Source organism: Paenarthrobacter sp. NPDC056912, assembly GCF_042786555.1.
Taxonomy (GTDB): domain Bacteria; phylum Actinomycetota; class Actinomycetes; order Actinomycetales; family Micrococcaceae; genus Arthrobacter.
Window position 1 is genome coordinate 127,920 of record NZ_JBHUCD010000010.1, and the last position, 22,237, is coordinate 150,156.

General features: G+C 64.4%; 16 protein-coding genes. 12 read left to right on the forward strand and 4 right to left on the reverse strand.

All coding sequences use genetic code 11. The features are described 5' to 3' along the window. Window positions 1–42 precede the first annotated feature (42 nt). Window positions 43–1,791: a pyruvate dehydrogenase gene (locus ACFRJ9_RS12790; RefSeq protein ID WP_377668471.1), complete on the forward strand. Its 1,749-nt coding sequence runs from the start codon at window positions 43–45 to the stop codon at window positions 1,789–1,791. Between the two features lies 1 nt (window position 1,792). Here the strand turns inward: ACFRJ9_RS12790 and uvrA are convergent, their stop codons facing one another. Together uvrA and ACFRJ9_RS12800 are read right to left on the reverse strand one after the other, a co-directional pair. Further along, the gene (gene uvrA, locus ACFRJ9_RS12795; protein WP_377668355.1) at window positions 1,793–4,357 is read right to left on the reverse strand and encodes an excinuclease ABC subunit UvrA; all 2,565 of its coding nucleotides are present in this window, start codon (window positions 4,355–4,357) and stop codon (window positions 1,793–1,795) included. Between the two features lie 10 nt (window positions 4,358–4,367). Next, window positions 4,368–6,785 carry a family 78 glycoside hydrolase catalytic domain gene (locus tag ACFRJ9_RS12800; RefSeq protein ID WP_377668359.1) on the reverse strand — a complete coding sequence of 806 codons (2,418 nt, stop codon included), beginning with the start codon at window positions 6,783–6,785 and terminating at the stop codon, window positions 4,368–4,370. 72 nt (window positions 6,786–6,857) lie between these two features. Between ACFRJ9_RS12800 and ACFRJ9_RS12805 the strand changes: the two genes are divergently transcribed. Next, window positions 6,858–7,502: a TetR/AcrR family transcriptional regulator gene (locus tag ACFRJ9_RS12805; protein WP_377668362.1), complete on the forward strand. Its 645-nt coding sequence runs from the start codon at window positions 6,858–6,860 to the stop codon at window positions 7,500–7,502. Here ACFRJ9_RS12805 and ACFRJ9_RS12810 read toward each other — a convergent pair. Continuing rightward, window positions 7,499–8,329 carry an IclR family transcriptional regulator gene (locus ACFRJ9_RS12810; RefSeq protein WP_377668365.1) on the reverse strand — a complete coding sequence of 277 codons (831 nt, stop codon included), beginning with the start codon at window positions 8,327–8,329 and terminating at the stop codon, window positions 7,499–7,501. The genes ACFRJ9_RS12805 and ACFRJ9_RS12810 overlap by 4 nt on opposite strands. A 235-nt stretch (window positions 8,330–8,564) precedes the next feature. Here ACFRJ9_RS12810 and ACFRJ9_RS12815 point away from each other — a divergent pair, with 235 nt between their 5' ends. From ACFRJ9_RS12815 to ACFRJ9_RS12860, 10 genes are all read left to right on the forward strand, one after another. Next, window positions 8,565–10,121: an ABC transporter substrate-binding protein gene (locus tag ACFRJ9_RS12815; protein WP_377668368.1), complete on the forward strand. Its 1,557-nt coding sequence runs from the start codon at window positions 8,565–8,567 to the stop codon at window positions 10,119–10,121. A 55-nt stretch (window positions 10,122–10,176) separates the two neighbouring features. Further along, on the forward strand, window positions 10,177–11,130 hold the full coding sequence (locus ACFRJ9_RS12820; protein WP_377668474.1) for an ABC transporter permease: 954 nt from the start codon (window positions 10,177–10,179) through the stop codon (window positions 11,128–11,130). Further along, on the forward strand, window positions 11,127–13,163 hold the full coding sequence (locus tag ACFRJ9_RS12825) for a dipeptide/oligopeptide/nickel ABC transporter permease/ATP-binding protein (RefSeq protein WP_377668370.1): 2,037 nt from the start codon (window positions 11,127–11,129) through the stop codon (window positions 13,161–13,163). The genes ACFRJ9_RS12820 and ACFRJ9_RS12825 overlap by 4 nt, the downstream gene beginning before the upstream one ends. Continuing rightward, window positions 13,160–14,167 carry an oligopeptide/dipeptide ABC transporter ATP-binding protein gene (locus ACFRJ9_RS12830; RefSeq protein ID WP_377668371.1) on the forward strand — a complete coding sequence of 336 codons (1,008 nt, stop codon included), beginning with the start codon at window positions 13,160–13,162 and terminating at the stop codon, window positions 14,165–14,167. Before ACFRJ9_RS12825 ends, ACFRJ9_RS12830 begins: the two co-directional genes overlap by 4 nt. 28 nt (window positions 14,168–14,195) lie before the next feature. Next, window positions 14,196–15,194, forward strand: coding sequence for an alpha/beta hydrolase fold domain-containing protein (locus tag ACFRJ9_RS12835; RefSeq protein WP_377668373.1), 999 nt, complete (start codon window positions 14,196–14,198; stop codon window positions 15,192–15,194). After that, window positions 15,191–16,171 (forward strand): alpha/beta hydrolase, encoded by a 981-nt coding sequence (locus tag ACFRJ9_RS12840; RefSeq protein ID WP_377668376.1) that lies wholly within the window; start codon window positions 15,191–15,193, stop codon window positions 16,169–16,171. Before ACFRJ9_RS12835 ends, ACFRJ9_RS12840 begins: the two co-directional genes overlap by 4 nt. Before the next feature lie 108 nt (window positions 16,172–16,279). After that, window positions 16,280–17,119 (forward strand): alpha/beta hydrolase fold domain-containing protein, encoded by an 840-nt coding sequence (locus ACFRJ9_RS12845; RefSeq protein WP_377668379.1) that lies wholly within the window; start codon window positions 16,280–16,282, stop codon window positions 17,117–17,119. 88 nt (window positions 17,120–17,207) lie between these two features. Then, window positions 17,208–18,065: a fumarylacetoacetate hydrolase family protein gene (locus ACFRJ9_RS12850; protein WP_377668381.1), complete on the forward strand. Its 858-nt coding sequence runs from the start codon at window positions 17,208–17,210 to the stop codon at window positions 18,063–18,065. Then, window positions 18,065–19,777: an FAD-dependent monooxygenase gene (locus ACFRJ9_RS12855; protein ID WP_377668384.1), complete on the forward strand. Its 1,713-nt coding sequence runs from the start codon at window positions 18,065–18,067 to the stop codon at window positions 19,775–19,777. The genes ACFRJ9_RS12850 and ACFRJ9_RS12855 overlap by 1 nt, the downstream gene beginning before the upstream one ends. Next, window positions 19,755–20,999 carry a DUF3500 domain-containing protein gene (locus tag ACFRJ9_RS12860; protein ID WP_377668386.1) on the forward strand — a complete coding sequence of 415 codons (1,245 nt, stop codon included), beginning with the start codon at window positions 19,755–19,757 and terminating at the stop codon, window positions 20,997–20,999. Before ACFRJ9_RS12855 ends, ACFRJ9_RS12860 begins: the two co-directional genes overlap by 23 nt. 91 nt (window positions 21,000–21,090) lie before the next feature. Here the strand turns inward: ACFRJ9_RS12860 and ACFRJ9_RS12865 are convergent, their stop codons facing one another. After that, window positions 21,091–22,158, reverse strand: coding sequence for a quercetin 2,3-dioxygenase (locus ACFRJ9_RS12865; RefSeq protein ID WP_377668388.1), 1,068 nt, complete (start codon window positions 22,156–22,158; stop codon window positions 21,091–21,093). Between the last annotated feature and the right edge of the window lie 79 nt (window positions 22,159–22,237).

Genomic DNA, 22,237 nt, shown 5'->3' on the forward strand with positions numbered 1-22,237 from the left:
GCCATGTCAGCCCAACACCACAACTGCGGGAGTCTGCACATCATGGCCAAGGAACTTGCCACCCAACTCATCGAACAACTCCAGGCTGCCGGCGTGCAGCGGATCTACGGGATCGTGGGGGACAGCCTCAACCCGATAGTGGACGCTGTCCGTCAAACGGGAGGCTCCAAGAACGGCGGCATCGACTGGATCCACGTCCGCCATGAGGAGGCTGCCGCGTTTGCCGCTGCCGCCGAGGCGCAACTGACCGGCAAGCTCGCCGTCTGTGCAGGCTCCTGCGGCCCCGGAAACCTGCATTTGATCAATGGACTCTACGACGCCAACCGGACAGGTGCCCCGGTCCTTGCGATCGCATCGCATATCCCCAGCAAGCAGATCGGCAGCGGCTTCTTCCAGGAAACCCACCCCGACCGGCTCTTCAATGAGTGCTCCGTCTACTCGGAATTGGTCAGCACTGCCGAGCAGGCGCCACGGGTGATGCACAGTGCCATCCAGAACGCCTTGGGCCTTGGCGGAGTCGCCGTGGTCACGCTCCCCGGCGACATTGCCGGTCTGGAGGCAACCGCGCCAACGCCGCTGCCGGCCACGTTCCGGCCGGCCAGTTTGGTCCCCGATCCCGCCAGCGTCCAGGAACTGGCAGACGCCATCAACGACGCCGCCAAGGTCGCCATATTCGCGGGCGCCGGCGTCGAAGGCGCGCATGACCAACTCATCGCCCTGGCTGAACTGGTGAAGGCACCCATCGGCCACTCGCTGCGGGGCAAGGATTTCGTCCAGTACGACAACCCGTTCGACATCGGAATGACCGGCCTTCTTGGTTACGGAGCAGCGGCGGAAGGCATCGAGGACGCGGACCTGCTGATTCTCCTGGGCACGGACTTTCCCTATGACCAGTTCCTGCCCGACACGCGGACCGCCCAGGTTGACCGGGCAGCACAGCGGCTGGGGCGGCGCACCGACGTCGATATTGCCGTCCACGGCGACGTGCTGCCGACGCTGGCCGCGCTGCTGCCGTTGGTGGCCCCGAAGAAGAACCGTCGCTTCCTGGACCAGATGCTGAAAAAGCACGACCGCCTGATGAACAAAGCCGTGGGTGCCTACACCCGAAAGGTGGAACACAAGCAGCCCATCCACCCGGAGTACGCCGCCTCGCTGCTGGACCAAGTCGCGGCCGAGGACGCCATCTTCACGGCCGATACCGGCATGTGCAACGTCTGGACCGCGCGCTACATCAACCCGCTGGGCACCCGCAGGCTGATCGGCTCCTTCCTGCACGGTTCCATGGCCAACGCCCTTCCGCATGCCATCGGCGCGCAAGTGGCGTATCCGGGCCGCCAGGTGGTTTCCGTTTCGGGGGATGGCGGCCTGTCCATGCTGCTCGGCGAACTGATCACTGTGGCAGCACATCAGTTGCCGGTCAACGTAGTGGTGTTCAACAACTCCACCCTGGGAATGGTCAAGCTGGAGATGCTGGTGGACGGCCTGCCCGATTTCGGTGTGGACGTACCGGATGCCAACTACGCTGCCGTGGCCAAAGCCCTGGGCTTCCACTCAGTGAGGGTCACCGATCCGGCCAGGATCGAAGCCGCGTATCGTGAGGCGTTCGCGCACCCGGGCCCGTCACTGGTGGAGCTCATCACGGATCCCAACGCCCTGTCCATCCCGCCGAAGATCTCGGGATCACAAGTCCTCGGTTTCGCCACCGCCATGTCCAAGGTGGTCCTGAACCGTGGAGCGGGTGAAGCTGTCAGCATGGCGCGCAGCAACCTGCGCAACATTCCCCGGCGCTAGCTCACTGCCCCAACGCGACTGCAAGGTACGGTGCCGTCCGGCTTGCTTGTGAACGCATGACGACGGCCGGCGGACCTGCAACCATGATCTCGCCTCCGGCGTCGCCACCGCCGGGGCCAAGGTCGATGACCCAGTCGGCGCCGGCGACGACGTCCATGTCGTGTTCCACCACGATAACGGTGTTGCCGGCGTCGACGAGCCGGTGCAGTTGGTCCATCAGCAGTTGGACGTCGGCAGGGTGCAGCCCTGTGGTGGGTTCATCCAGCAAGTAAAGGGTATGGCCACGCTGGATGCGCTGCAGTTCAGTGGCAAGCTTGATCCGCTGGGCTTCGCCGCCGGACAGTTCGGTGGCGGGCTGGCCGAGCCGGAGGTAGCCCAAGCCGACTTCGCGCAGGGTCTGGAGGCTGCGGGAAACCTGGGGTAGGTCTGACAGGAACTCGGAGGCCGCGTTTACGGTCATGCCCAGTACGTCGGCGATGGTCCTGCCGCGGTACGTGACCTCCAGTGTTTCGGGATTAAAGCGCGAGCCGTGGCATTCCGGGCAGGGACCATAGCTTCCGGGAAGGAACAAGAGCTCTACCGCCACGAACCCTTCCCCCTGGCATGTTTCGCATCGGCCGCCGGCTACGTTGAAGGAGAACCGGCCGGCTCCGTAGCCGCGGGAGCGCGCGCCGTCAGTTGCGGCGAATTCCTTCCGGACCCCGTCGAATAGCCCCGTGTAGGTGGCAAGGTTGGATCGTGGCGTGCGGCCGATGGGCTTTTGGTCGACTTTCACCAGCCGGTCCAGCTGATGCAGTCCTGACACCAATCCCACATCCTGCGGCACGCTTGAGTCGTCCTTTCCGGTGGATTCCGGATGCAGCTCTGCGCCGACCACATCCCCCAGGACGTGGCTGACCAAGGTGGACTTCCCCGAGCCGGAGACACCGGTGACGGCAGTCAACACGCCCAGCGGGAACTCGGCCTCAAGATCGCGGAGGTTGTGCCTGTTGATCTTCTGAACCTTCAGCCACTGGTGCGCCACCCGTGGAGCGCTATGGCTGCGGCTGTTCCCTGTGGTGACGGGGCCGCCGTCGAGCGGTGCGTGGTTGCCGTTGTCCCGGCCTGAAGGGAAGAGGAACGGCCGCGTCACGGAGGCCTGAACCTTCTCGAGGCCCGCCACGGGTCCGCTGTAGAGGACCTTGCCGCCCCCTTCGCCGGCGTGGGGACCCACATCCACCAGCCAGTCGGCGGCGCGGACGAAGTCCATGTTGTGCTCCACCACGAATACCGAGTTGCCGGAGGCTTTGAGCTGGTTCAGTACATCGAGGAGCGGCTCGGCATCGGCAGGGTGGAGCCCGGCGGACGGCTCGTCGAGCACGTAGATGACGCCAAATAACCCGGAACGCAGTTGAGTGGCGATCCGGAGCCTTTGCATCTCGCCGGGGGAAAGGGTGGGGGTCGGGCGGCCCAGGGCCAGATACCCAAGTCCCAGGTCCAGAAGTACGGTGACCCGGTTGAGCAGGTCGCGGGTGATGGCCACGGCTACCTCGTTGTCTTCGCCCGAGGTTTGGGTCCGTGAGGCAGTCCCCGCAGCTTTCAGCTCCGCTGTGGGGCGGATGGCGTCGGCAAGTTCGGTCATCGGCAGAGCGTTGAGCTGGGCAATTGTCCTTCCGGCGAAGGTCACGGCAAGGGCATCCGGCCTGAGCCCGCTGCCCTCGCAGCGCGGGCACTGTCCTGTCTCCATGAAGCGCAGCACACGATCACGCATTGTGGTGCTTTTTGAGTCCGCAAGTGTGTGCATGACATAGCTTCTGGCACTCCAGAACCTGCCTTTGTATGGCTTGGCGACCCTGTCTCTTTGCGGCGTCACCTCCACTACTGGCTGCTCTTCGGTGAAAAGGATCCAGTCCCGGTCCTTCTTGGGCAGCTTCCGCCACGGAATATCGACGTCGTAGCCCAGGTGCGTGAGGATGTCGCGGAGGTTCTTGCCTTGCCACGCCCCGGGCCAGGCCGCAATGGCACCATCCCGGATGCTGAGCGAGGGATCGGGGACCAAGGACGATTCGCTGACGGTGTGGGCCGTACCCAAGCCATGGCATTCCGGACAGGCACCGGCGGCTGTATTGGGGGAGAACGCGTCAGAGTCCAGCTGGCCGGCGCCGCTCGGATAGCTGCCGGCACGCGAGTAGAGCATGCGCAGCGAGTTGGAAAGTGTGGTCACCGTGCCCACGCTTGAACGGGCGGTAGCGGTGCCGCGGCGCTGTTGAAGTGCGACGGCGGGAGGCAGTCCCGTGATCAGCTCCACTTTGGGGTTGTGGCCTTGTTGGATCAGCCGGCGGGCATAGGGGGCCACGGATTCGAAGTAGCGGCGCTGGGCTTCGGCAAAGATGGTGCCGAAAGCCAAGGACGACTTTCCCGAACCGGAGACGCCGGTGAACGCCACTATGGCATCCCGGGGCACATCAACATCCACGTTGCGCAGGTTGTTCTCGCGGGCTCCACGGACTCTGACAAAGCCGTCCTGGTGCTCGCCACGCTGCGTCGTAGATATGGGCCCTTCGGAAATTGTTGGGTTGCTGTCCATTGAAACGACTCTATAGGCGTCCAATCACGAAATCATGCGTTCCGGCCGGCGCCGGGCGTAATGAACCGTCCGGAAGTTCCACCGTGGCAGTGACTCCCAGGGGAATCTCGACGTGCAGGGCGAACTTGCCGCGTTCGGCGGTCCAGGCTGCGCTGAGGCGGCCCTGTGGCGTCTCGACGGCGGCACTGACCGAGGTGATGCCACCTCCGGGCTGCGGGGCAATGGTCACGGTGCGGTAGGCCGACTCGGACTCGCGCGGGTTCGCGGGCAGGCGGATGCCCGCCAGATGTGTGTAGAGGAATGAACCCACGGCCCCTTTGCTGTAGTGGTTAAGCGAACCCCTCGCTCCGCTGCCGGTCACTCCGTCCCACCACTCCCACATGGTTGTGGCTCCGGCATCGAGCATTCCGAGCCAGGACGGAGTTCCTGTGGAGAGCAGCAGTTCATACGCGACATCGAGGTGCCCATGCTCGGCAAGCGTGGGCAGCAGGAGGCCGGTGGCCAGGAATCCGGTACCGAGCCGCGTGCCGTTGAGGCGGATGAGTTCCACCAACCGGGACGCAGTCCGGGGCGCGAGTTCGTCCGGAACAAACCCGAATGCCAAGGCACGGACGTAGTGGCCCTGGGACTCTTCATTCAACCTTCCAGCTCCGTCAAGGTACTCAGCGCGCCAGGCATCCCGGGCTTTGCCGGCCAGTGCGTCGTACCTTGCCGCGGTGTCGTGTTCCCCGAGCACGGCGGCTGCCTGGGCTAAGAGCCGGGCTGAACGGTGCAGATAGGCAGTGGCCACGATTCCGTGGTCCCGCGCGGGATCGGGGTTCGGAGGGGTGTCCGGTTCCAGCCATTCACCAAAGTGGAAGCCGGTGTCCCACAGGTATTGCTCGTGGGGCAAGGGATCGGGCCTGAAGCTTGCCCGGTCAGGGTGGCGGTTGGCCGATGCGGCGCCGGCAGCATAATCAACCCACGCCCGCATGGACGGAAAGGACCTGGAGAGTGCTTCTTTGTCCCCGTAGGCCCGCCACAAGGACCATGGCACGAACACCGCAGCATCACCCCAGCCGGCCGAACCGGTGGCCAGGTCCTCGAAAACGTTGCCGGAGGGGCGGTCTCCGGCCGGGTTGGGAACAACTGTGGGTACCCGGCCGTCCGCCCATTGATCTGCGGCCAGATCCTGGAGCCATTTGGCACTGAACCCGGAGACGTCATACATCAGGGCTGCCGTGTCTGCGAAGACCTGCCAGTCGCCGGCGAACCCTGACCTTTCCCGTTGGGGGCAATCTGTGGGGACGTCGCAGGCGTTGCCGCGGAAGCTCCACACAATGGCATCGTGGAGTGCATTCAGCCGGGGATCGCTGCATTCGAATGTGCCGGTTCTTCTCAGGGCGGTGTGGACCACGACGGCCGTAATGTCAGTCGGCGAGAGAGGACCGGCTGCGCCTTCAACCTGAACGTACCGGAAGCCATGGGTGGTGTGCCTCGGTTCGAAAACGTCACCGGGGCGCCCGGCCGAGATCACTGTGTCGATCTGCCCGGCGGCCAGGGGGGTCTTGGTGGCGAAATCGAAGGCCCGGATGTTCTCCGTGGACACCAGGCCGGAGCTGTCCAGGACCTCTCCATGCCGGAGGGTAGTGAGATGTCCCTCCGGGCCGAGTTTGACCAATCGGACCCAGCCATTGATGTTCTGCCCGAAGTCCACCACGGTGACGCCCGGGGACGGAACCGTGACGCTGACCGGCGGGAGTTCCTCGATGCGTCGCACAGGGGGTGCGAGCGGCCGGACCAACCGGTCGCGGTTCTCGTAAAGGCCGCCGAGGCAGGGGACAACCGGAAGCCAGCCATCCGGCGTCGTGTGTTCCTCCAAGGACAGCGGCCAGCGCCGGAAGTCCACCGCCTGTCCGTCCATCAAGTCGGCGCGGGTAATGTGGCTTTCGCGCGATTGCCAGTCGCCGTTGGTGGCGATCAGTACCCCGGCGGGCGTTGTGACGGAGGCGAGGAAGGCAGTCTCGGTGCCGAAACCATCAGCACGCCGTTCAAATCCGTGCCGGCCCCGGAACCAGCCGTCTGAAAGCAACGCAGTCACCTCATTGAGGCCGCTGACCAGAAACCCGGTGATCTCCCATTCCTGGAACTGCAGCCGCTTGCGGTACGAGGTGAATCCAGGCGTCAGTTCTTCGTCGCCTACGCGGCTGCCGTTGATGAACAGTTCATAGATGCCGTGGGCCGTAGCGTGAACCGTCGCCTTGCCATTGTCCGGTGTCCAGGTGAAGGAGCTGCGGAGCCAGTACGCGGGGCGGTTGCCTGGCCCGGCGGGATGCGGTTCATGGGGCGAGATCCAGGAAGCATCATGTAATGCTTCGTGAATTGCGGGGTGGAAATCAAGGTCAGCCAAGGGGACTCCTCCGGGGAAGGCCGGCATCTTCGCGGCCATCCGCCAATGCTAATCCATAAAAACAAAGTAAGCACTGTTTTTATGATGGCAAGGCGAAGCTACCCTGAGAACGTGCGAACGCGGCGAAAGACTGGAAGCTATGAGGTGGGGCGCGCCAAGCGTGCCGAGATTCTGGACGCGGCCACCCGGCTCTTTGCCGCGTCCGCCTATCATCGGGTGCCCCTTTCTGAGATCGCCGCTGACGTTGGCCTCAGCGAAAGCGGCCTGATGCACCACTTCCGTTCCAAGAAGCATCTTCTGCTGGGCGTGGCGGAGCGTCGACTCGAGCAAACGGCGACGTGGTGGACGTCCCAGTCGCAGGAAGCCGACCACCCTCTTGCGCTCTTCAGGAGCATGGTGGAGTCCACGCGTGAGCTGGTCAGGGAGCCTGGACTCATTGAACTGTTCGTGCAGGTCTGCGCAGAAGCCGCAGACTCTTCGACGCCGGCCCACCAGCTGTACGCCGGCTGGTATGAGCGCGCCGTGGGCGAGACTGCGCAGCGACTGGCCGCCGGGGTGGAGCGCGGTTACCTCCGCGACGACATCAACGTAGGCGCGTGCGCCCGCGAGATCATTGCCGTCAGTGATGGGCTGCAGCTTCAGTGGGCACTGGCTGGCGGACGGTTGGATTTGGTGGAGGGCATCCGGGATTACGCCCGCCGTTTGGCCCGCTCGCTCCTGGCGCCCGACTACGCCGGAATGGCGGACACCCTCTAGCGCATCCGCACGCTTTCCGTCGGGCCGGCGTTGTAGCCCAGGTTTCGAGAGACCGCCCTGGCAGTTGCTTGCACGGCGGGGGCTAGGACGTTCGGCGGCGTGGCGCCGTCGGGAACCACTATGGACAACGCGGCCACCACCGATCCTTCCGCACCGTAAATGGGGGACGCGACAGACACCGTGCGGGACGGAGCCGAGCGCCGGATCATTGCCACTCCGGTTCGCCGCACGTCGGACAAGGTACGCCTCAACTGCCCCTCCGGCATGGTGTCCACGCCGGCTTCGACATCGGGTGGTTGGCTGATGACGGCTTCCTGGAACGCGGCATCGGCGCCGGAGAGCAGCACCAAACCCACCGCCGTCGACCTCAAAGGCGCCCGGCCGCCCACGCGATAGGCGACTTCCGTAGCTTCCTTGGACGAGAGGCGCTCGATCAGGACCGCCTCGTTCTTGTCGCGGACGGCCAGGAGCACGTGGTGGCGCGTCACGGCATAGAGGTCCTCCAAGAACGGCAAGGCGATCTCGCGGACGCCGTGGCCGCGGGGCGATAATGACGCCACCTCCCAGAGCCTGACGCCCACCACGTATCGGCCGTCTTCGAGCCGCTCCAGGGCGCCCCACGCTACCAGGCGGGCGATCAGTCGCAGCGCGGTGGGCGCCGGCATGTCAGCCAACCGGGCCATTTCGGACAACGTCAGGGCACGACGCCGGTCGGTGAAGACGGCGAGCAGGCTCAGTGCGCGATCAATGACCGGTTCGCCCTGCTTGGGACGCTTGCCGCGTTGCGGCGTGCCGCTGGCGCTGGCGCTTCCATCCTCGACAGACATGAACCTGAATCCTTTCAATCTAAGGAGTGATCTCCACCACAATACTGTTTCAACCAATGAAATTCACGTGGGGCGAAGTGCTGCCCGCCAACCACTCTTGAAGAAGCCGGTCACCGGAAGCCATCTGACGAGAGGGCGCCCACGGATCGGCCCGGACATGTCACAGCCGATCTTGTCCAGGCCGCCGGTGCCACATCCCGACTTAGATTCCCTCACGAATGCGAAGGCGCAGCACATGAAACTCCTGACCTCCCCTGCACGTCGGAGCGCGGCCGTCCTGGCCGGGGCGCTCCTCCTGGGATCCCTGACAGCCTGCGGCGGCAGTACAGCGGCCACGTCCACCGCGGACAAGAGCACGCTGACCATCGCCACGGACAGCGACAGTGCCTCGTTCGGCTATGACCCGTTGCGTGTATCGGACGCCCAGCGACAGTTCTTCGAAGGCCTGTATGAAAACCTGATGACCATGCAGCCCGACGGCAGCGTAGGACCAGGCCTGGCCAAGGAGTTTAGCTACAACGCCGACAACACCGTCCTGACGCTGACGCTCAAGGAGGGCGTGACCTTCACGGACGGTTCAACCTTGGACGCGGCCTTGGTGAAAGCGAACCTTGACCGCCGCAGCGACGCCGCGCTGAGCGCCTACTCGGCCATAGCCAAGGGTGGCGCCCAGGAAATCACCACTGTGGACGTGGTCAGTCCAACGCAAGTGGCCATCACGTTCGCCAAGGCGCAACCGGGCTTCGAAAAGAACCTCACCTCCACCTTGGGCATGATCGTGGGCAAGAGCGCCGTGACGGACAGTGCCAGCCTTGCCACCACCCCTGACGGTTCCGGACCCTACACCTTGGACAGTGGCGCGACGGTCAAGGGCAACAAGTACGTCTTCATCAAGAATGACAAGAACGCCGACGCCTCCAAATACGCCTACAAGAAGATCACCTTTAGCGTCATCATGGACCCCCAGGCCCGCGCGAACGCACTGGTTTCCGGCCAGGCGGACGTTGCCTCCCTGACATCGTCCACAGTTGACTTCGCCAAGTCCAAGGGAGTGGGGGTCTCGCAAATCGGCGGCACCGTCCAAACCATGATTTCCTTCGACAAGACCGGCAAGACCGCTCCCGCCTTTGCCAGCGAAAAGGTACGACAGGCGTTCCAATACGCCATCAACCGGCAGGCGCTGGTGGACGCGCTCCACAAGGGCGACATTCCGGCATGGAATGCCCTGCCCAAGGATTCGGCCGGCTTCACCGAGGAATTGAACACACGGTTCGCCTACGATCCCGCCAAGGCAAAGAGTCTCCTGGCTGAGGCAGGCTACGCCGATGGCTTCGACTTCACGATCATCGCCAGCACACAGACGCAGACCGACCTCCAAGCAGTCCAGAAGGACCTGGCTGCTGTGGGGATCACCATGAACGTCAAGCTGGCAGCCTCCACGGATGAAGCATTCGCCGCTGTGGCAACCACCCCGCTGGGCTACGCCCCACTGGGCTGGGACAACCCCGTGGGACTGATGTACGGGGCCATCCTCAATGGATTCACCAACGTGCAGAAGGCCACCGACTCGCAGCTCGACGCCGCCACCGGCGAAGCCGCCGCAGCCAAGGACGAGGCCTCCACGAAGGCCGCGCTGACCAAGCTCAATACCCGCCTGGTGGAATCCGGCTGGATGATCCCGCTGTACGAGTCGCTGACCAACCAGGGCTACAACACCAAGAAGGTCCAGCAGGTGAAGTTCGCCGGAACCAACGTGTACCCGCTGCTCTCCTCCTACGCACCCGCCAACTGATCCACCCACCTAGGCCGGGCGCCCGTCCCTTACGGGGCGGCGTCCGGCCCGACCACTGGAGGTCACCATGGCAATGTTCGTCACCAAGCGCCTGATGATGGCGCTGGCCACCGTGCTGGTGGTGGCGGTGCTGGCATTCCTGCTGGTCCACGCCATGCCCGGCAGCCCGGGCGCTGTTTCCCTCGGGGCGGGTGCCTCTCAGGATGCCATCGACAACCTTAACCAGAGCCTCGGCTGGAACGATCCCTTGGTGGTCCAGTTCTTCCGCTGGCTCGGCGGCGCAGTCCAAGGCAACTTGGGCAGTTCCCTGATCGACGGACGATCCATCAGCGCGGACCTTTCCAACAGGCTCCCGGTCACCGCATCCCTGGCAGCCGGCGCCACGGTACTCAGCGCCGCGATCGGCATTGCCCTGGGTGTGACAGCGGCAGTCCGTGGCGGGTTCCTGGATCAGTTGATCGGCGGATTCGTCGGACTGCTCGTGGCACTGCCCGCCTTCTGGATCGGCGTCATCTTTGTCTATCTCTTTGCCGTCCAGTCATCCATCTTCCCCGCTACCGGTTACGTGCCGTTTGAGGTCTCACCCCAGGACTGGGCGTTGTCCCTGGCGCTGCCGGTCATCACTTTGGCGGTGGGCGGTGCGGCCTTCATCGCCCGCCAAACCAGGGCTTCCATGCTCGAGGCCCTGCAACAGGAACACATCCGCACCCTCCGGGCCACAGCCACGCCGACGTGGAAGATTCTGTACGTGCACGCCCTGCGGTACGCCAGCCTGCCAATCGTGGCCGGTATTGCCTTGCAGTTCATCGGACTCTTCGGTGGATCCGTGATTGCAGAGCAACTGTTCGCCATGCCGGGCCTCGGCCAGGCAGTCCAATCCTCAGTCAGCACCCACGACGCCCCGGCAGTCCAAGGCGTGGTGGTCATCGCCACGGTGGTCGTTGTCGCCGTGAACCTGGTGCTCGAACTTGCCACCAAATTCCTTGACCCGAAGTTGCGTGCCTCATGATTCCCACACTCCCAGCATCTCCGCGCAAGACAGCACTGAACAAGCTCTCCGGGCACCGGCTCATCGCTTCACCGGCTGGCCTCTCCGGCGCTTTGTGGTTGTCCGCGATCATCGTTGCTTCCCTCACGGCTCAATGGTGGCTGCCCTACAAGACCGAAGACCAGGACTTCACTGCAGTCCTGTCCGGTCCCACGGCTGCCCACTGGCTAGGCACCGACGAGCTTGGCCGTGACATCCTCAGCCGCATCTTTGCCTCGGCAGCCGAAACCCTGGGGACGTCGTTCATCACGGTGATTGTCGGCGTCGGGCTTGGAACGCTGCTTGCCCTGGCAGCGGCGAACAGCCAGCGCGGCGAAGGTGTCATCAGCCGCGTCACCGAGATCATGATGTCCCTTCCGGGAACGGTGATCATCCTGGCCGTCATAGGTGCCGTGGGAACGAACATACCGCTGATCATGGCCATCCTGGGCGTGTTGATCTCCGCAGGCATCTACCGGGTGGTGCTTGGCCAAGCGAAGGCGCTGCAGTCCCAGCTCTATGTCGACGCGGCCACGGTGGACGGACTCGGTCCACTGGCAATCAGTGTCCGGCACGTCTTGCCGGGCCTGGCCACCACTATCGTGGTGCAGTCCGCGCTCATCTTCGCGGTGGGCTTGCTGATCCAGGCCGGCTTGGCGTTCATTGGCTTCGGTCCGCCGCTGCCGCAGCCCAGTTGGGGCGGCATGATCCAGAGTGCCTCACAGCACGTCTACGACGCCCCGTGGCTCATGGTTCCCACCGGCGTGGTGCTTGCCCTGACAGTCCTTTCTGCCAACGCGATCGGCAATGCGCTGGGAAAGGCTCCCAACGCCACGGCCCCGCACCTGCCCTCGGCAGCGGTCCGACGGAAGCGGGCAGCCCAGGCCGCTGCCGCTGCAGCGGCCGCCCCTGCCGTACAAGAGGCGCAGGAACCCGGCAGGCTCAGCGTTCGCGGCCTCTCTGTAGGGGTCGACGGCGGTACTCCTCTGGTCACGGACGTCGCCTTCGACGTCGAACCCGGCACCGTTCTTGGCCTGGTAGGCGAGTCCGGCTGCGGAAAGACGATGACCGCGCTGTCCCTGATGGGGCTGCTGCCCTCCGGCGTCGCTGTCACCGGCGGCGGGATCCTGTGGAACGGGAAGAATCTGGGGGCCGCAACGGACAAGGAGCTGGAAGCCATCCGTGGCCGGGACATCGCCCTCATTTCGCAGGAACCCATGCGGGCCCTGGATCCTATGTTTACCGTGGGCTATCAGCTGACCTCCGCCATCCGACGCCTCCGTTCTGCGGGAAAAGCCGCAGCCAACGCCGAGGCATTCAGCCTGTTGGAAAAGGTGGGCATCGTTGATGCCAAACGCATCCTGAAGAGCTATCCCCACCAGATTTCCGGCGGCATGGCCCAGCGCGTGGCCATCGCACTGGCACTATCCGGAAACCCGCGGCTTCTGGTTGCCGATGAGCCCACAACCGCCTTGGACGTCACAGTCCAAGCCGAAATCCTTTCCCTCCTGCGAACACTGGTGAAGGACACCGGCATGTCCGTGGTGATGGTCACCCACGACCTCGGCGTCGTCGCCGATATTTGCGATCACGTGGCAGTCATGTACGCGGGCCAAGTGGTGGAGAACGGCCCAACGGTCAGCATCCTCGACAACCCCCGGCATCCCTACACGCTGGCGCTCCTGGCCGCGGATCCGCACGCCAACTCGGCCCGCGACATGCCCGAGCGCCTCGCCACCATCAAGGGCCAGGTCCCTCAGCCGAAGGATTGGCCCACTGGGTGCCGGTTCGCTGCGCGCTGCCAGTTCGCCGGCTCTGCGTGTACGGTGCCTGTTCCGCTGCTTTCTTCGGGAGCCGGCACTGGCCTGGTGCGGTGCGTCAAGGCAGACGAATTGGCTATGGAAGGGCTCGCGTGGGTACCTACCGACGTTCCCTCGCAAGCGGTTCCCATTGAAGTACCTGCTGACGTCCCTGCCAAGTACCGCTTGGACCTCATTGAAAAGGACATGGCATGAGCATCGAAACACCGCTTCGACAGGACACGGACACCACTGTGCGCCAAGGACCCATTCTTGACGTCAAGGACCTCGTGGTCCGCTACGGCCGCGGAAGGAAGGCAGCCGCGGCACCGGCCGCCGTCGATCACGTCAGCTTTGCCATCCAGCCTGGCGAAACCGTTGGGCTCGTAGGCGAGTCGGGGTCCGGAAAGTCCACCATCGGCAAGGCGATTCTTGGGCTGCAGAAAGTGACCGGCGGGTCGGTAGAGTTCCAAGGTGATGACATCACGCACGCCAATTCCGGCAAGCGCAGGGCCATTGGCAGCGAGCTGCGGGCCGTCTTCCAAGACCCCAATTCATCCCTGAACCCCCGCAAGACCATCGGATCCTCCTTGGCCGAACCCCTGCGCGTCCGGGGCGTCCCTGCCGCAGAAGCCCGATCAAGAGCCGAAGACATGCTGGAGCGTGTCGGCCTCCCACGAGAGGCCGTGGACCGATACCCCAGCCAGTTCTCGGGCGGCCAACGGCAGCGCATCTCCGTGGCCCGCGCCCTCATCTGCGAACCGAAGCTTGTGGTGTGTGACGAAGCCGTCAGCGCGTTGGACCTGTCCACGCAGGCGCAGGTCTTGAACCTGCTGGCTGATCTGCGGGACGAGCACGGCCTCAGCTACTTGTTCATCGCCCACGACATCTCCGTGGTCCAGTTCCTGGCCCAAAGGGTCGTGGTGCTGTATCGCGGCCAGGTCATGGAATCCGGCCCGGCGGCAGAGGTCACCGAGAACCCCAAACACCCCTTCACGCAGGCCCTTGTTGCCGCGTCTCCGGTTCCGCGGCCAGCCGAGCAGGCCGAGCGCCGGGCAGTCCGGGAATCCCTCGGCGTCCGCACTGCCGCAGCGGTAGCGGCAACGCCCGGAGGTTGCCCGTTCCGGCAGCGCTGCCCGCTTGCCACCGAACTCTGCGCCACCGAACGCCCTGCCCTTCGTCGCGTGGGTTCCTCCGACGTCGCCTGCCATTTCGCCTGAACCCCTTCCAGACTTCCAGGAGCAACTGTTGAAACTTGACACATCAGACAATGCCGGACTCGTCGAGCTGGACCGGCATGGCGAGCCGCACCGCGTTCCTACGCCTCCACCGTTCCCGGCCTACCAGGCTCCTGCTTCCCCGGAGGCGGTGTCCGAACATACCCTGCTCCACCGCGAGCTGAGCTACGCGATTGCCCTCGGCTTCCGCCGCCTGTCCATGGATGTGTGGTTGCCGCGGAGAAACGCCGGAACCGCAGTCCCTGTGGTGGTGTGGATCCACGGCGGAGCCTTCCAGCTGGGGGATCGGCGGGAGCTGCCACCCACCTTTGCGCCGGACTCAGTGTTCCGCTTGCTGAACGAAGCGGGAATCGCCTGCGCCACCGTGGACTACCGCCATTCCCTGGAGGCACCATTCCCGGCCCAGTTGCATGACATCAAAGCGGCTGTCCGGTACCTGCGGCATCACGCGGACCTGTTGGGCATCGATGCGAACAGGATTGGTGCCTGGGGCGAATCCGCAGGTGGCCACCTTGCGGCTCTCCTTGGACTGACAGGAGCGCGTGAAGACCTCGAGGGTGGCCTCGGCGTGCAGGGACAACCCAGCTCGGTCAGCGCCGTGGTGGACTTCTACGGCGTGTCCTCCTTGGAGGATATGCCGCCGATGACTGCGGCCAACGACTTCATGGGAGCAGCTCTTCTTGCCGCGGTGCCTGAAGGAACATCGTTACGTCCGGAAACCATGCTGGTGGGTGGCTCCGATGATCCCGCTCTCCTGGCCGCCGCGAGCCCCATAAGCTACGTCACCTCGGATGCTGCGGCGTTTCTGCTGATCCACGGAGACAGCGACGGCTTGGTGCCGCATGCACAAAGCGAGCTGCTTGCCAACGCGTTGGCACGTGCCGGAGTCCAGCAGGAACTCGTCACCATCAACGGCGCGGACCACTGTTTCTTCTTCGCCGAAGACCAGCTGGAGCGCATCCTCGAATCCTCGGTGGACTTCTTCCAGCGTGAATTCCGGCAGCCATGAGCCTCGATCCTGAGCTGGCCGCGCTCATGGAGCACGTGACCGGCGCGGAATCCTTTGAGGAACTGCTGGCCGACCCCGCCGGCCGGCAAAGGCTCGAAGCATTCAGCGGGACTTCCCTTGCATACACACAACCCGATGTCCCGGTTCTGGACACACACATACCCGCGCCTGCGGGTCCGGTGCCGTTGCGCGTCTACGGTCCTGTCACGGGCAGCACGCGGGGGAGGAACGACGCCGGTGTCCCCGGCGTGGTTTGGCTGCATGGCGGCGGATTCGCGGGCGGGGACCTGGACATGCGGGAGGCGGACCAGACGGCCCGCGAGGTGGCCGACAAGACCGGTGGGGTGGTGTTCTCCGTGGACTACCGGCTGGCGAGGGACGGCGTGCATTTCCCGGCGCCTCACGAGGACGTTCTGGGTGCCTGGTTTTGGGCCGTTGAACACGCCGGAGAATTCGGTGTAGCGCCGGGCCGGTTGTGCCTTGGTGGAGCCAGTGCCGGTGCGAACCTGGCGGTGGGAGCAGCAATGTATTTGAAGGACATAGGCGAAAAGCTGCCAGCCAAGCTGCTCCTGGCCTATCCCTTCCTGCATGGGAAGCTGACGCCCCTGGGGGACGAGTCCGGTGTGATGTCGTCCTTGCCCCACATTCTGCGGTTTACCGAAGATGACTGCCGGGCCATGCTGGAGAACTACATCGGGGGTCCAATCAGCATGGCGTCATCGTATGCTGTGCCCGGCCATGCAGACCCCTCAGGGCTTCCGCCGGCCGCAATCGTGGCTTGCGAATTCGACGACTTGCGGCCTTCGGCGGAACTGTATGCGGCCAGCCTCCGCAGTGCCGGGATCGATGTCGAGTTCAGGATGGAGCACGGGGCAACCCACGGGTACCTCAACCATTCCGCGGCTCTTGGTATCGTCCAGCGTGGGCTGGTGTTCCTGGCCAACGAACTAGCCACTGCAGGCAGTTCCAATGATTGAAATCGGCTGTTCAGGTTCGGACACAGGTTCGACATCCTTGGAGGGAAGGCCCGGACCATCGAGGATCCGGCAGCAAAAGAGGAGTCAACGATGACGTACGGTCGCGCAATGAAAGGCGTTGAATTTGCCCGCGTCGGCGACCACCACTCTCGCCCGCTGCTGCTGGACCTTTACCTGCCGAAGTCTGCGCCCGAGGGCGGCGGCAAAGAAAACCAGCGTCCCGCCGTCGTGCATTTCCACGGAGGCGGCTGGCGCGTCGGCGAGCGCTCCTCCCTGGGCCCGGTGTGCGACAGCTTCGGGCTGGCACCGTTCGATGTTCTTACCGAAGCCGGGTTCGTGGTTGTTTCCGCCGACTACCGGTTGAGTGGCGAAGCGCAGTTCCCCGCCCAACTCCATGACGCCCGTGCCGCTGTGCAATGGCTGCGGAACCACGCCGTCGAGTACGGCGTGGACCCGGAACGCATTTACGCGTGGGGCGACTCCGCGGGAGGGCATTTGGCCAGCCTGGTCGGTCTCACAGGCACGGACAGCAGCAGGGTGGCGGCTGTAGCCGCATGGTATCCGCCCACCGACCTGATCCACATGGGGGACCAAGCGCTGCCCGATGCCGTGGCCCGTGCCAGCGACCCCGGCTCCCGGGAGGAGCTGCTGGTCGGTGGGGTCCTCGCGGAAAATCCCGAGAGGGCGGCCGCTGCGAGCCCCATCAGCTATGTCCGCCCCGGGTCTCCTCCGTTCCTTCTGGTCCACGGCAGCGCGGATCGTTTCGTCCCAGCGGCCCAATCACAATCCTTGGCGGCCGCACTGGAAAAGTCCGGCGCCGAGGTCGAACTTCTCCTCATTGACCACGCCGATCACATGTGGTCCCTTCCGGAGGGAAGTCCGGCGGCTGCTGAGAAGGCACTGGCGGCCACTGTCTCGTTCTTCCGCCGGCAATCCGGCCTCCCGTAAGTTCTTCCCGCACCGGCACCACCTTTGGGGTTTCCTTGCCGTGCCCTCCCACCGACAACCGCCTCAGGGCGAAGCTGAAAGGCCCACCATGCAGTACATAGGCATCAACCACGACGGCGGCACCTGGGTAGCAGCGCTCAGCGGCAGCAAAGTCTTTCCGCTGGCATCCGTGACGGACTTCTGGGCCGATGCGGCCAGATGGCAGGAGAAAGCCCCTGCGATCATCGCCGACACCGCAGCAGGGACGGACCGGATCGACGTCACGGAGGTTCCGCTGGTTCCGGGCTCCGCGCGGGTCATCTGCGTCGGACTCAATTACAAGGCCCACGCAGCCGAAGGCAGCTACAAGGACCAGGACCTTCCGCCGTACCCCACGCTCTTTGGACGGTGGACGGCATCGCTGTCCGTCGGCAACGTCCCTGTACCCGTTCCCGGCGGCGAGGCCGGACTGGACTGGGAAGGGGAGGTTGCCGCCTACATCGGCAAGCGCGTCGAGTCCGTGGACGAGGCAACAGCCGAGGATGCAGTGTTCGGCTACTCCACTTTCAACGACATCACGGCCCGCCGCGCCCAGAAGCTCACCAGCCAGTGGACCCTTGGCAAGAACGGCGACTTCACTGGACCATTGGGACCACTGGTCAGTCGCGACGAGGTTGGCGATCTCCGCGATGGCCTCCAGGTGCGCACCTTGGTGAACGGTACCGAGGTCCAGAACGGCAACACACGGGACATGATCTTCTCAGTTCCGGCAATCATCGCGTTGATCAGTGAAACGCTCACGCTCCACCCGGGCGACGTCATTGCCTCGGGCACTCCCGAGGGCGTTGGCTATGCCCGCAGTCCTCAGTGGCTGTTGCACCCCGGTGACATCGTGGAGGTCGAAATCGAGAAACTTGGCACTCTGCTGACTCCCATCGGCGCGCCGACACTCCGGGCGAGGGCCTGATGGGTGCCATCAACAACGCCGGCCTCGTAGAGGTGCCGGACCAGATCCCGGTCCTGATTTCCGGCGGCGGTCCCAGCGGATTGTTCCTGGCCCTGGACTTGGCGCAACGGGGAATTCGAAGCCTGGTCATAGAGCCGCGCCTGGCGATCGACCTGGACCGGCCGCGTGCCAAGACCACCAATTCGCGGACCATGACGCACCTGCGCCGGCTAGGACTGGCGGACAGGCTGCGGGCGGCGGCGCCTTTGCCCGTGGCCTTCGCCCAGGACGTCATCTTCTGCTCGTCCCTGACCGGCAGGGAAATCCGCAGGTTTTCCAACGCATTCCAGCTGGAAACGGGCCGCTATGAACCGCAACCGGAATGCGGTCAACAAATACCGCAACCGCTGCTGGAATCGGTACTCCGTGATGCGGTGGCAGCGTCCACCCATGCCACGCTCCTGACGGGATTGCGCGTGGATGCCTTCTCACGGGAGGGTGCCGGCCAGCAAGTAACCGTAGTCGACGCCGCAGGTAACAGCAGCAGCGTTGAGTGCGGTTTCCTGGCAGGAGCCGACGGCGGTTCGTCCACGGTCCGTCGTGGCTTGGGCCTACGGCTCGAAGGCGGATCCGCAACCCTGTCCAATATCAGCATCCTGTTCCGTTCCAGCGATCTGGCCACCACCATCAGCCTCGATCCGGCAGTGCAGTACTGGGTTCTCGGGCCCGGTACTTCCGGCATGGTGGGCCGAATGGACCTGGGCCGGACCTGGTGGGCCATCATCCAAGGCGTGGACGCGGAGCAGGACGTGGATCCCGTGGCACTCGTCCGCTCGTTGGTGGGAGCCGACGTCGAGGTTGACGTAGTTGCTACGGACCCGTGGACGGCGCGCATGCTCCTTGCTCCTTCCTACGGGCACGACGGCGTGTACCTGGTGGGCGACGCCGCCCACCAGAACCCGCCGTGGGGCGGACACGGCTTCAATACGTGCATCGGTGACGCCGCCAATCTCGCCTGGAAGATCTCCGCCGTCCTGGAGGGCTGGGCCGGTCCAGCCCTTTTGGCCAGCTACGAACATGAACGTAGACCCATCGCTGAGCGAACCATCAACGACGCCGCAGCCAATGGCAAGGCCCTTGCCTACCATTTTGCCAATCCAGCGCTGGCTTCCGCAGGCCCGGTGGGCGACGCTGCCCGGTTGTCGGCTCGCGAAGCACTGGGTGTCAAGCGCAGTGAATTCGATTCCTTGGGGCTTGTCCTCGGCTACAGCTACGCCGCGTCTCCGATCGTGGTGCCGGACGGAAGCCCTGTTCCGGTCGAAGATCCCATCCGCTACCTTCCGTCGGCATGTCCGGGCGCGCTGCTTCCGCATGCCTGGTTGAAAGATTCGACGTCGGTTTATGACCTTTTGGGGACCGGGTTTACCTTGCTCGTGGACGCTGAAGCCTTGGAGGATGCCGGCGTCGAAAGTGCCTATGATCCGGTACTTGCCGCCGCTGCTGCCCAAGGTGTTCCGCTGACCGTGAGGGAGGTTGGGCCGGACGCCACGGGGGTCTTCATGAGGGATCTCTGGGCTGCCGACGCAGTGCTCGTCCGGCCTGATCAACACGTTGCCTGGCGGGGGTCCTCCGCTGAGGCTGTCGCCGACGCCCTCCGAGTCGCCACAGGATGGGCCCGCTCTGATTCCCAGGAAACCAAGGAGGCTGCTCGTGCCGACGCCGTCATTTCGTGACTACCTGTACCAGCCGGACCATCCCCGCGTAGCGAAGCTCCGTGGACTGGATGCAAGGTCCTATGCTGAGGCAGCCAAGCACGACTCCTTTGCCGGGCCCATGATCGAGGGCTGGAACAGGTTGTACCCGCAGCCTTTTGTCGGCGTCACCAACGACGGCCTCCTTCGCGAGGGCCTGTTTACGCTGACGGAAGCCCAACCGGGCGACGAAGCCCCGACGTCGGACATGGTGGCAGCGGCCGACAAGTTGCTCGCACTGGCATCGCCCGCCCAGCGGGACCGCTTGAGCTACGCCGTGGACGCCCCTGAGTGGCAGAGCTGGGCCAACCCGGAATTCATGCAGCACGATACCGGGCTGCGCCTTGACGAGCTGGAGCCTTGGATTCGCGATGCCGCCCTGGCCCTGGTCGAGGCGAGCCTCAGTCCCGAGGGCTATTCGCTGGTTCGAAACCTGATGCGCATCAACGGATTTCTGGGGCAGTTGGTGGACTTGCCGCTCCTCATGAACGAGCACAGCTACAACTTTGCCTTGTACGGGGTCCCTTCGGAGACGGAGCCCTGGGGCTGGCAGCTGTTCGGCCATCATGTTGCGCTTAATTGCCTGCTGATTGGCAGCCGGATGGTGGTCTCGCCGGTGTTCCTGGGCGCCGAACCGGATGTCATCGACGACGGCCCCCACCAGGGCGTGAAGGTCTTCAAAGAACGGATCCAGTGGGCCCGGGAGCTCATGGCGGCGCTACCGGACTCCCTCCGGGCAGACGCCGTGGTGTTCCACCACCTGCAGGATGCGTCCATGCCCGAAGGCCGGCTGCACCCGGGGGACGAACGCCACCTTGCGGGCTGTTTCCAGGACAACCGCGTCATCCCTTATGAAGGGATTCGTGTGTCCTCGATGCCCGCCATCGCGGTGGAGCTGTTGGACAGAGTGGTTGATGATTCCATCGCCTGCCTTCCAGCGGGACCTCGGGCTGTCCGGCTGCGGGAAATCCAGGAGCACTACGGTGAAACCTGGTTCTCGTGGATCGGCGGATGGCAGGGCGATGACGCCTTCTACTTCCGTCTCCAGAGCCCCGTGGTGATACTGGAGCTCGACCACCACACCGGAGTCTTCCTCAACAACCAGCACCCTGCACCGTTCCACATGCACACCGTGCTTCGAACGCCCAATGGCAACGACTACGGCCGGGCGCTAGTCCAGCAAGCCGTGTCCCGCCCGGAGTGACGTCCCGCCCGGAGTGATCCGCCAGCGGGGTGTGCCCCAAAAAGCGAAGGCCCGGACCTCTGGAGAGATCCGGGCCTTCGCTTTGTGTGGCTTAGATGTCCAACGCGGAGCGTCGCTGCGGGGGAGGCCCAACCACCGTGAGGTCCATTTCCGCCTGGGCCCGGCCGAAGCCTTCCATGTCCATGTACGGCTCCCCGCCCTCGGTGTAGATGTAGTCGTCCGTGGGCTTGTTGAAGTATTCAAAGAAGCCGTTGAAGACCGAGGGCGTCAGGAATCCGACCATCTGCGTGTTGTGGGAATCGAACGCGAAGGAATGGATGGTACCGGCCGGGGCGTGGACGAAGTCGCCCTTGGTCAGCAGCATCTCCCGGCCGTTGGCATACAGCCACATGCGCCCTTCCGTGCACAGGAAATTCTCCGTGTGTTCGGAGTGGAAGTGCAGTGGAATATAGGGGGACTTGGCACCCTTGGTGTGCACTGCGAAATAGTTCGAACCGGTGTTCTCCGGCCGGGACAGGTAGGTAAACATCGTCTGGTAACTCACCAGGCGCTCACCTTCGCCGGCACTGAGGAAGTAGGGGCTGAGCGATGATGGCAGCCCGGCGTTCTGCTGCAGGCTCGGCTGCATGCGTTCGATATCCGGGAAGGTGATGCCGAATTCGGCACCCACTTCTGCCTGTTCCTTGGCTGTCAGCAGGTGGCCGGCGCGTACCGGGGGAACGTGCGAGTCGATAGGGGTGCCGATCCGCTCGTAGTAGGCCTCCGCTCCGCCGGGCGTCATCCAGTTGAGGAAGCGGGTGTAGTGGCTCGCCATCCGGTAGGCATGGGGCGTTCCGGGCGGGATGACCACGGAATCGCCCGGGGTGAGGACCCTGCTTTCACCGGGGAGCCAGACGTGCAGGATTCCGTCGAAGACGTAGAGCGTCTTGTGTTCGATCGCGTGGCTGACGAATGGCGATTCCGCCCCCATGCCGCCGGAAATGTAGGCAGCACTGAAGATCCCGCCGGTGTCCGCAGCACGGGCGATCACTGTCACCAGCTGCCCGTTGATCTCGTACCGGGCGCCTTCGCCGGAGGCCATGTAGTAGGGGACGGCTTCGCCCGGCAGAATGTTGGCCAGGGGTTGGGCTTTGTTGATTTCCTCGACGCTGAGGGACATGTGGTTCCTTCTTTCCTTCGTCGGCATAAGTACCTGGTTCAAGCTTTGCTCATCAGAGGTGATCCCGCGGGGGTTGATT

Excerpts from the sequence above, each read along its gene's own strand:
- ACFRJ9_RS12815 (WP_377668368.1), top strand. The coding sequence starts at position 8,565 with ATGAAACTCCTGACCTCCCCTGCACGTCGGAGCGCGGCCGTCCTGGCC.
- ACFRJ9_RS12845 (WP_377668379.1), top strand. The coding sequence starts at position 16,280 with ATGAAAGGCGTTGAATTTGCCCGCGTCGGCGACCACCACTCTCGCCCG.
- ACFRJ9_RS12865 (WP_377668388.1), bottom strand. The coding sequence starts at position 22,158 with ATGTCCCTCAGCGTCGAGGAAATCAACAAAGCCCAACCCCTGGCCAAC.
- ACFRJ9_RS12825 (WP_377668370.1), top strand. The coding sequence starts at position 11,127 with ATGATTCCCACACTCCCAGCATCTCCGCGCAAGACAGCACTGAACAAG.
- ACFRJ9_RS12810 (WP_377668365.1), bottom strand. The coding sequence starts at position 8,329 with ATGTCTGTCGAGGATGGAAGCGCCAGCGCCAGCGGCACGCCGCAACGC.
- ACFRJ9_RS12790 (WP_377668471.1), top strand. The coding sequence starts at position 43 with ATGGCCAAGGAACTTGCCACCCAACTCATCGAACAACTCCAGGCTGCC.
- ACFRJ9_RS12855 (WP_377668384.1), top strand. The coding sequence starts at position 18,065 with ATGGGTGCCATCAACAACGCCGGCCTCGTAGAGGTGCCGGACCAGATC.
- ACFRJ9_RS12830 (WP_377668371.1), top strand. The coding sequence starts at position 13,160 with ATGAGCATCGAAACACCGCTTCGACAGGACACGGACACCACTGTGCGC.
- ACFRJ9_RS12800 (WP_377668359.1), bottom strand. The coding sequence starts at position 6,785 with ATGGCCGCGAAGATGCCGGCCTTCCCCGGAGGAGTCCCCTTGGCTGAC.
- ACFRJ9_RS12850 (WP_377668381.1), top strand. The coding sequence starts at position 17,208 with ATGCAGTACATAGGCATCAACCACGACGGCGGCACCTGGGTAGCAGCG.
- uvrA (WP_377668355.1), bottom strand. The coding sequence starts at position 4,357 with ATGGACAGCAACCCAACAATTTCCGAAGGGCCCATATCTACGACGCAG.
- ACFRJ9_RS12840 (WP_377668376.1), top strand. The coding sequence starts at position 15,191 with ATGAGCCTCGATCCTGAGCTGGCCGCGCTCATGGAGCACGTGACCGGC.